Origin of the sequence: Chromobacterium sphagni (genome assembly GCF_001855555.1) — a bacterium.
Taxonomy (GTDB): domain Bacteria; phylum Pseudomonadota; class Gammaproteobacteria; order Burkholderiales; family Chromobacteriaceae; genus Chromobacterium; species Chromobacterium sphagni.
In genome coordinates this window covers 1-6,439 of sequence record NZ_MKCT01000067.1, presented here as the reverse complement: position 1 = coordinate 6,439, position 6,439 = coordinate 1, and the positions used below count along the sequence as shown (strand labels likewise).

At 59.8% G+C, this 6,439-nt stretch carries 8 protein-coding genes and 1 pseudogene; 5 read left to right on the top strand and 4 right to left on the bottom strand.

Annotation, left to right across the window (positions count from 1 at the left end; translation table 11 throughout):
* The 5 genes from BI344_RS19645 to BI344_RS19625 form a co-directional block, all read left to right on the top strand.
* Positions 1-1,197: M48 family metallopeptidase (locus BI344_RS19645; protein ID WP_338152222.1), on the top strand; the 1,197-nt coding region annotated here is incomplete at its 5' end.
* Between the two features lie 81 nt (positions 1,198-1,278).
* Complete coding sequence (locus tag BI344_RS19640) at positions 1,279-1,605, top strand: 4a-hydroxytetrahydrobiopterin dehydratase (RefSeq protein WP_071114501.1); 327 nt, start codon at positions 1,279-1,281, stop codon at positions 1,603-1,605.
* On the top strand, positions 1,602-2,477 hold the full coding sequence (gene rsgA, locus BI344_RS19635; RefSeq protein ID WP_071114500.1) for a ribosome small subunit-dependent GTPase A: 876 nt from the start codon (positions 1,602-1,604) through the stop codon (positions 2,475-2,477). The genes BI344_RS19640 and rsgA overlap by 4 nt, the downstream gene beginning before the upstream one ends.
* A 114-nt stretch (positions 2,478-2,591) precedes the next feature.
* On the top strand, positions 2,592-3,332 hold the full coding sequence (phbB, locus tag BI344_RS19630) for an acetoacetyl-CoA reductase (RefSeq protein WP_071114499.1): 741 nt from the start codon (positions 2,592-2,594) through the stop codon (positions 3,330-3,332).
* A 101-nt stretch (positions 3,333-3,433) separates the two neighbouring features.
* Positions 3,434-3,928, top strand: a complete 495-nt coding sequence (locus BI344_RS19625; protein WP_071114498.1) for a GAF domain-containing protein — start codon at positions 3,434-3,436, stop codon at positions 3,926-3,928.
* Positions 3,929-3,994: 66 nt separating this feature from the next.
* On the opposite strand, the gene BI344_RS19620 is transcribed toward BI344_RS19625, so the two are convergent.
* From BI344_RS19620 to BI344_RS19605, 4 genes and pseudogenes are all read right to left on the bottom strand, one after another.
* Positions 3,995-4,402, bottom strand: a complete 408-nt coding sequence (locus tag BI344_RS19620; protein ID WP_071114497.1) for an FKBP-type peptidyl-prolyl cis-trans isomerase — start codon at positions 4,400-4,402, stop codon at positions 3,995-3,997.
* Positions 4,403-4,471: 69 nt separating this feature from the next.
* The gene (locus BI344_RS19615; RefSeq protein WP_071114502.1) at positions 4,472-4,894 is read right to left on the bottom strand and encodes a BLUF domain-containing protein; all 423 of its coding nucleotides are present in this window, start codon (positions 4,892-4,894) and stop codon (positions 4,472-4,474) included.
* Between the two features lie 13 nt (positions 4,895-4,907).
* Positions 4,908-5,609 (bottom strand): GTP cyclohydrolase I, encoded by a 702-nt coding sequence (folE, locus tag BI344_RS19610; RefSeq protein WP_071114496.1) that lies wholly within the window; start codon positions 5,607-5,609, stop codon positions 4,908-4,910.
* A 388-nt stretch (positions 5,610-5,997) separates the two neighbouring features.
* A pseudogene (locus tag BI344_RS19605) lies at positions 5,998-6,439 on the bottom strand (nitronate monooxygenase); the annotation flags it as partial.

The following is a 6,439-nucleotide window of genomic DNA, read 5'->3' as shown; positions in this document are numbered from 1 at the left end:
CCCGCGCGGCAAACCCGATACCTGCACGGACCACCCATGACCGAGGCCTTTTCCCTACTATTCGCCATCGCGCTGGCGCTGACGCTGAGCCTGAAGCTGTGGCTGGGCTGGCGCCACATCCGCCATATCGGCCGCAACCGCGCCGCCGTCCCCGCCGCCTTCCATGACAATATCACGCTGGAGCAGCATCAGCACGCCGCCGACTACACCATCGCCAAAACCCGGCTTGGCCTGCTGTCCGCCTGGCTGGACACCGCGCTGGTGGCGGCCTTCACCTTCGGCGGCGGCCTGCAATGGCTGGCCATCCACAGCCAGCAATGGTTCGCCAGCCCGCTGCTGTCCGGCATGGCGCTGATCGTCGCCATGGCCGTGATCAGCAGCCTGATATCGCTGCCTCTCAGCCTGTATGGCACGTTCGGCATAGAAAGCCGTTTCGGTTTCAACAAAACCACGATCGGCCTGTTTTTGCAGGACCAGATCAAGGGCATCGCCCTGGGCGCGGCGATCGGCCTGCCGCTGCTGGCGCTGGTGCTGTGGCTGATGGACATCTCGGGGCCGCAGTGGTGGCTGTGGGTATGGCTAGTCTGGTCTGGCTTCCAGTTGCTGATGGTGGCGCTGTTCCCGACGCTGATCGCGCCGCTGTTCAATAAGTTCAAGCCGCTGGAGGACGCCGAGCTCAAGCTCCGAATCGAGGCGCTGCTGAAAAAGACCGGCTTCAAGAGCCAGGGCGTGTTCGTGATGGACGGCTCGCGCCGGTCCAGCCACGGCAACGCCTACTTTACCGGCTTTGGCGCCTCCAAGCGCATCGTCTTTTTCGACACCCTGCTGTCGCAGCTGAGCCACACAGAAATCGAAGCCGTGCTGGCCCATGAACTGGGGCATTTCAAGCATCGCCACATCATCAAACGCATCGTCCTGACATTCGCCCTGTCGCTGGCACTGCTGTGGATGCTGGGCCAATTGCTGCACGCGCCCTGGTTCTATGCCGGCCTCGGCGTATTCGCGCCCAGCACGGCGATGGCTCTGATCCTGTTCCTTACCGCCATGCCGGCCTTCACGTTTCCGCTGACGCCGCTGTCCAGCCTGATGTCGGCCGGCACGAATACGAAGCCGACGATTTCGCCTCGACACAGACCCGCGCCGACGACCTCGTCAACGCGCTTGTCAAACTATATCGCGACAACGGCGCCACGCTGACGCCTGACCCGTCCACTCTACCTTCTATGACTCGCACCCGCCCGCGGCGCTGCGCATCCAACATCTGAAAGGAAGCCAACAATGAACCTGCTGGAACTCTCCTGCACCCCGCAACACGGCCAGAGCCCGCTGGCGGAGAACACCGTCAAGCAGCTGCTGTCCGGCCTGCCCGACTGGCAGATCGACGGCATTGAGCTGAACAAGACCTTCCGCTTCGCCAATTTCCACGACACCATGGCCTTCGTCAACGCGCTGGCCTGGATCGCCCATCGCGAAGACCATCACCCTGATATGTCGGTGCACTACAACCGCGCGGTGGTGAACTTCAGCACCCACGACGCCGGCGGCCTCACCCTCAACGACTTCATCTGCGCAGCCAAGACCGAAGCCCTGATCAGCCGCCCATGACAGCCAGTACCGGACAAATCATACGCAGCCACGGCCGCCGTTTCATCGTCGAAACCAATGGCCGCACCTACGACTGCACCACCCGCGGCAAACGCGTCGATTACGCCTGCGGCGATTTCGTCGACATCCTGATCCAGAACCAGGAACAGGCGGTCATAGAGCGCTCGCAGGAGCGCCGCAGCCTGCTATACCGCCAGGACGACTGGAAAGCCAAGGTGATTGCCGCCAACGTCAGCCGCATTCTGTTCGTCATCGCCGCCGTGCCCAGCCCCAACGAGGAACTGCTTGGCCGCTGCCTGATCGCTGCCGAGGCGGGAGACATCGATCCGGTCATCGTGGTCAACAAGTCCGACCTGCCGGAAACCTCGGTGCTGCTTGCCAGATTACAACTCTATGTAAAGCTGGGTTACCAACTGGTTACACTGTCGGCCAAGCAGGACTTCTCTCCGCTGCTGCCCTTGCTGCAAGGACATACCAGCGTGCTGGTAGGCCAGTCCGGCATGGGCAAGTCCACCCTGACCAACGCCCTGCTGCCGGACGCCAACGCGCGCATCGGCGACATTTCCATCGCGCTGGATTCCGGCCGCCATACCACCACCCACGCCGCGCTATACCATCTGAACGAAAACAGTCACCTGATCGATTCGCCGGGCCTGCAGGAATTTGGCTTGAAACACTTGCAAGCGCCTGATTTGATCCACTATTTTCCAGATATGCGCCCGTACATTGGCCAGTGTCGTTTCCACAACTGCACCCATCGCGTAGAGCCGAATTGTGCGATCATGGCGGCAGCAAAAGAAGGCGCCATAGCCCCATACCGCTTGGACTTGCTGCAGAGGCTGACACAAGAACTCGCACCGGCTAGATTGTAAATAAAAGAGCACATACTCTTTATTTACTTTCCATGGCTGCCTACATATGCTGTAACAAAAGGGAACAAGCATTACGAAAGCATAAGCACAAACACCAACAGAGGAGCCAGCATCATGACCAAAAGGATTGCGCTAGTCACTGGAGGCATGGGCGGTATTGGAACCGCCATCTGCAAGGCATTGGCCGAAGCCGGCCATGTCGTTGTGACCACCTATAGCAAACCCGGCCGCGAGCAGGCCTGGCATGCCGACATGAAAGGGCTGGGTTTCAGCGACATCCACAGCTACCTGTGCGACGTCACCGATTTTGCCGCCTGCCAGGACATCGCCGCCCGCATAGCCAAGGATATCGGCCCGATCAGCATTCTGGTCAACAACGCGGGCATCACCCGCGACGCCAGCTTCAAGAAGCAGAGCAAGGATGACTGGGATGCGGTGATACGCACCAATCTGGATTCGGTGTTCAACATGACCAAGCCAGTGCTGGACACCATGATGGAAGCCGGCTTCGGCCGCATCGTCAACATCTCGTCGATCAATGGCCAGAAGGGCCAGTTCGGCCAGACCAACTACTCCGCCGCCAAGGCCGGCATGCATGGTTTCACCATGGCTCTGGCGCAGGAAGTGGCGAAGAAAGGGGTGACGGTCAACACCATCTCTCCCGGCTATATCGCCACCGAGATGGTGATGGCGGTGCCGGAAGACGTGCGCAGCAAGATCGTCGCCCAGATCCCGGTTGGCCGCCTGGGCAAGCCGGAAGAGATCGCCGCGCTGGTAGGCTTCCTGTGCTCGGAAAACGCCGGCTTCATCACCGGCAGCAATATCGCCATGAATGGCGGCCAGCACATGATGTGATCCAGGCTCCCTGAGCAGAACGCCACCGCTGCGCGGTGGCGTTTTCTTTTTGCCAAAGCCGTGTATGCTGTCACGTCCGACCCAACTCACAAGCAATACCCATGGCAGAAAATCTGATCATTGAAGGCGATAACAAGGAAGAGAAATACCAAGCGCTGCTGCCGCAGGCTCACGCGCTGATCGCAGGCGAAACCGACCTTGTCGCCGCGCTGGCCAACCTGTCCTCGGCGCTGGCCATGACCTTCGGCTGGCTGTGGACCGGCTTCTATCTGGTGAAGGGCGAACAACTGGTGCTGGGTCCGTTCCAAGGCCCGATCGCCTGCACCCGCATCCCCCGTGGCCGCGGAGTATGCGGCAGCGCATGGGAGCAGAGCCGCACGCTGGTGGTCGCCGACGTCGACGCCTTCCCCGGCCATATCGCCTGCTCGTCCAGCGCGCGCTCCGAAGTGGTGGTGCCCATCCGCAACGCGGCAGGCGCGGTTGTCGCGGTGCTGGATGTCGATTCCGACCAGCTTGCCAGCTTCGACCAGACCGACGCGGACTATCTGGAGCGCATCGTCGCGCCGCTGGGCGGACTCTTTCCGGTCGTCAATTGAACGCTTGCCCGATACGCAAAAACCCGGCTTGCCGAGCCGGGTTTTTCACATCTTGCGACGCGGCGATTACTTCTGGATTTCCAGCAGCTCCACTTCGAAATACAACGGGGTGTCGGGCGGGATGGTGCCTGGCACGCCGCGGCTGCCATAAGCGGTAGCCGCCGGGCAATACAGCTTGGCCTTGCTGCCCACCGCCAGCGCGCTCACGCCCTGGGTCCAGCACGGAATCACCCGGTTCAACGGAAAACTGATCGGTCCGCCGTTCTTGTACGAGCTGTCGAACTCCTTGCCGTCCTTGAAGGTGCCGCGATAGTTGACCTTGACGGTATCGGTGGTCTTGGGCATCGCACCCTTGCCGGCCTTGAGGATTTCGATCTTGACGCCTGAGGGCAGGGTCTGGGTGGCGGGAGCCGCATTTGCAGCCGCGCCCAAGGCCAGCAAGACCGCCATGGAAACGATACGGATAAAGGACATGGATAATACTCTCTTGTTCAGGACAAAACCGACGGACGATGGACTCGCCCGCCACGACAAGCCATGCGGCTAGCGATACTGAATGCTGCCGGACTCGGCCAGATCTTCCAGCAGGCGCTCCGCGCTGGCGCCCGGCATAGTGAACGGCTCCAGCATCGGCAACGGCGAATGGCGCAGGATCAATGAAGCGTTGAGCTTGTCCAGCGCCACTTCGGCCATGCTCCAGTTGGCGAACTTGCGCTGCTCTATCTCGTGAAAGGACAGCAGGGTCAGCGAGTGATGGCGGTCGTCGCGCGCCAGCTTCAAATAAAGGCGGTTGACATGCGCCCTGCTGCCCTCCAGAACCTGCATGAAGATGTCCTTGCTGTAACACAGCAGCCCGGTGATGCCCTGCGCGGGATTGTATTTGCGCGAGGCCCCCAGGATTTCATCCATCAGAGCCTGGTCTATCGGTTGTTGCGCCCGGCTGCAGTAGATCAGGCGAACCAGCATGGCCATGCTCCTTTCAAGGTTTGTGCATCAAGGACAGGAATTCGCGGCGCAGATTGGGATCGGTCAGGAAGGATCCGCGCATCACGCTATTGGTCATCTTGCTGTTGCCATCCTTCACCCCGCGCCAGTGCATGCAGAAATGATCGGCCTCCATCACAATGGCCAAACCGTCCGGCTGCAGCTTGCTCATCAGCAGGTCCGCAATCTGCGACACCGCCTCCTCCTGGATTTGCGGCCGGGTCATCACCCAGTCGATCAGTCTCACGTACTTGGACAGACCGATCAGATTGGAATTCTCGTTGGGCATTACTCCCACCCATACGCGGCCGATGATCGGGCACAGATGATGCGAACACGCGCTGCGCACAGTGATCGGGCCGACGATCATCAGTTCGTTGAGGCGCTCGACATTGGGAAACTCGGTACTCGACGGCATCGCCACATAGCGGCCGCGGAACACCTCGCGCAAGAACATCTTGGCGACCCTCTTGGCGGTGTCCTGCGTGTTGTGGTCATTCTCGGTATCGATCACCAAGCTTTCCAGCACCCCCTTCAATTTGGCCTGCACCTCGTCCTGCAAGGCATCCAGCTCGCCGTCCTCGATAAAAGCGGCGATATTGTCGTTGGCATGGAAACGCGCCCCTGCCTGCTGCAGGCGATAGCGAATCTTTTGGGAAACCGCTTCCTGCTGATCCTGCTTATCGATTTTGCTCATTGTTTATTACTTGTTCGCAAGAAAATGGAAATCATTCCGGAATATACCGCAACTACGCAATGCGGGCATCGCCGCGCCAACTGCAAACAGTGGTCGGCAAGCAGGCATGCTGCGCCGATGGTAGATCAGGCCAAACCATCTTGCAAACAACAATGCCGGCCAGAATCGCCAGCGCGGGTCAAAACCGCCTGTCAAAGAAACGCGGCACACCGGACATGCGTGACAGCCTGCAAGACTGCCATGAGCCGGCATGATGCGCAATGCCATGCAAATGAATAATCGTCGGCGATCCCAGACGATGGCACCGTCAACCGCAAGCGCGGTGCCAAGAAAAACGGCACCCATCCCGGTAGGAATGGATGCCGCAGCATCAGCAAAAAACTCTCACTCAGCCAACCAGCAAATACACCTCGCGCGTCGGCAGCGCGATCTTGTTGTCCTTGCTGTACTGATAGTCATGGAAAACGTGCTCGGCGCTCAGCAACTGATAGCTGCCGTCATCGCGCTTGTGCGAGGTGTCTTTCAATCGATAGGCGTAATGGCCACAGGTCCAGCAGTCAAAATTCCGCATATGCGTGCACAGGCAGGTCTTTTCCCATACCGGCACCCGCTTCGACCCAGGGGCTGCCGCCTGTTGAGCCTTGTAATAGGCATCGATATAGGAACAACTGCCTTTGGAATCCAGCAGATAGCCATAGGCCTCGCAATTAGGCCGGATGCTGTCGCCGATTGCCGGACAACTCTTTATCATCCGCATCGGATAGCCGGTGGGAGACAGCTGATTGACCTCAATGTCCTCCTCGCTGGACTTGAAATACTCCTGCTGCACC

Coding starts and splice junctions, on each gene's coding strand:
- BI344_RS19640 (WP_071114501.1), top strand. CDS start 1,279: ATGAACCTGCTGGAACTCTCCTGCACCCCGCAACACGGCCAGAGCCCG.
- BI344_RS19625 (WP_071114498.1), top strand. CDS start 3,434: ATGGCAGAAAATCTGATCATTGAAGGCGATAACAAGGAAGAGAAATAC.
- rsgA (WP_071114500.1), top strand. CDS start 1,602: ATGACAGCCAGTACCGGACAAATCATACGCAGCCACGGCCGCCGTTTC.
- BI344_RS19615 (WP_071114502.1), bottom strand. CDS start 4,894: ATGCTGGTTCGCCTGATCTACTGCAGCCGGGCGCAACAACCGATAGAC.
- BI344_RS19620 (WP_071114497.1), bottom strand. CDS start 4,402: ATGTCCTTTATCCGTATCGTTTCCATGGCGGTCTTGCTGGCCTTGGGC.
- phbB (WP_071114499.1), top strand. CDS start 2,592: ATGACCAAAAGGATTGCGCTAGTCACTGGAGGCATGGGCGGTATTGGA.
- folE (WP_071114496.1), bottom strand. CDS start 5,609: ATGAGCAAAATCGATAAGCAGGATCAGCAGGAAGCGGTTTCCCAAAAG.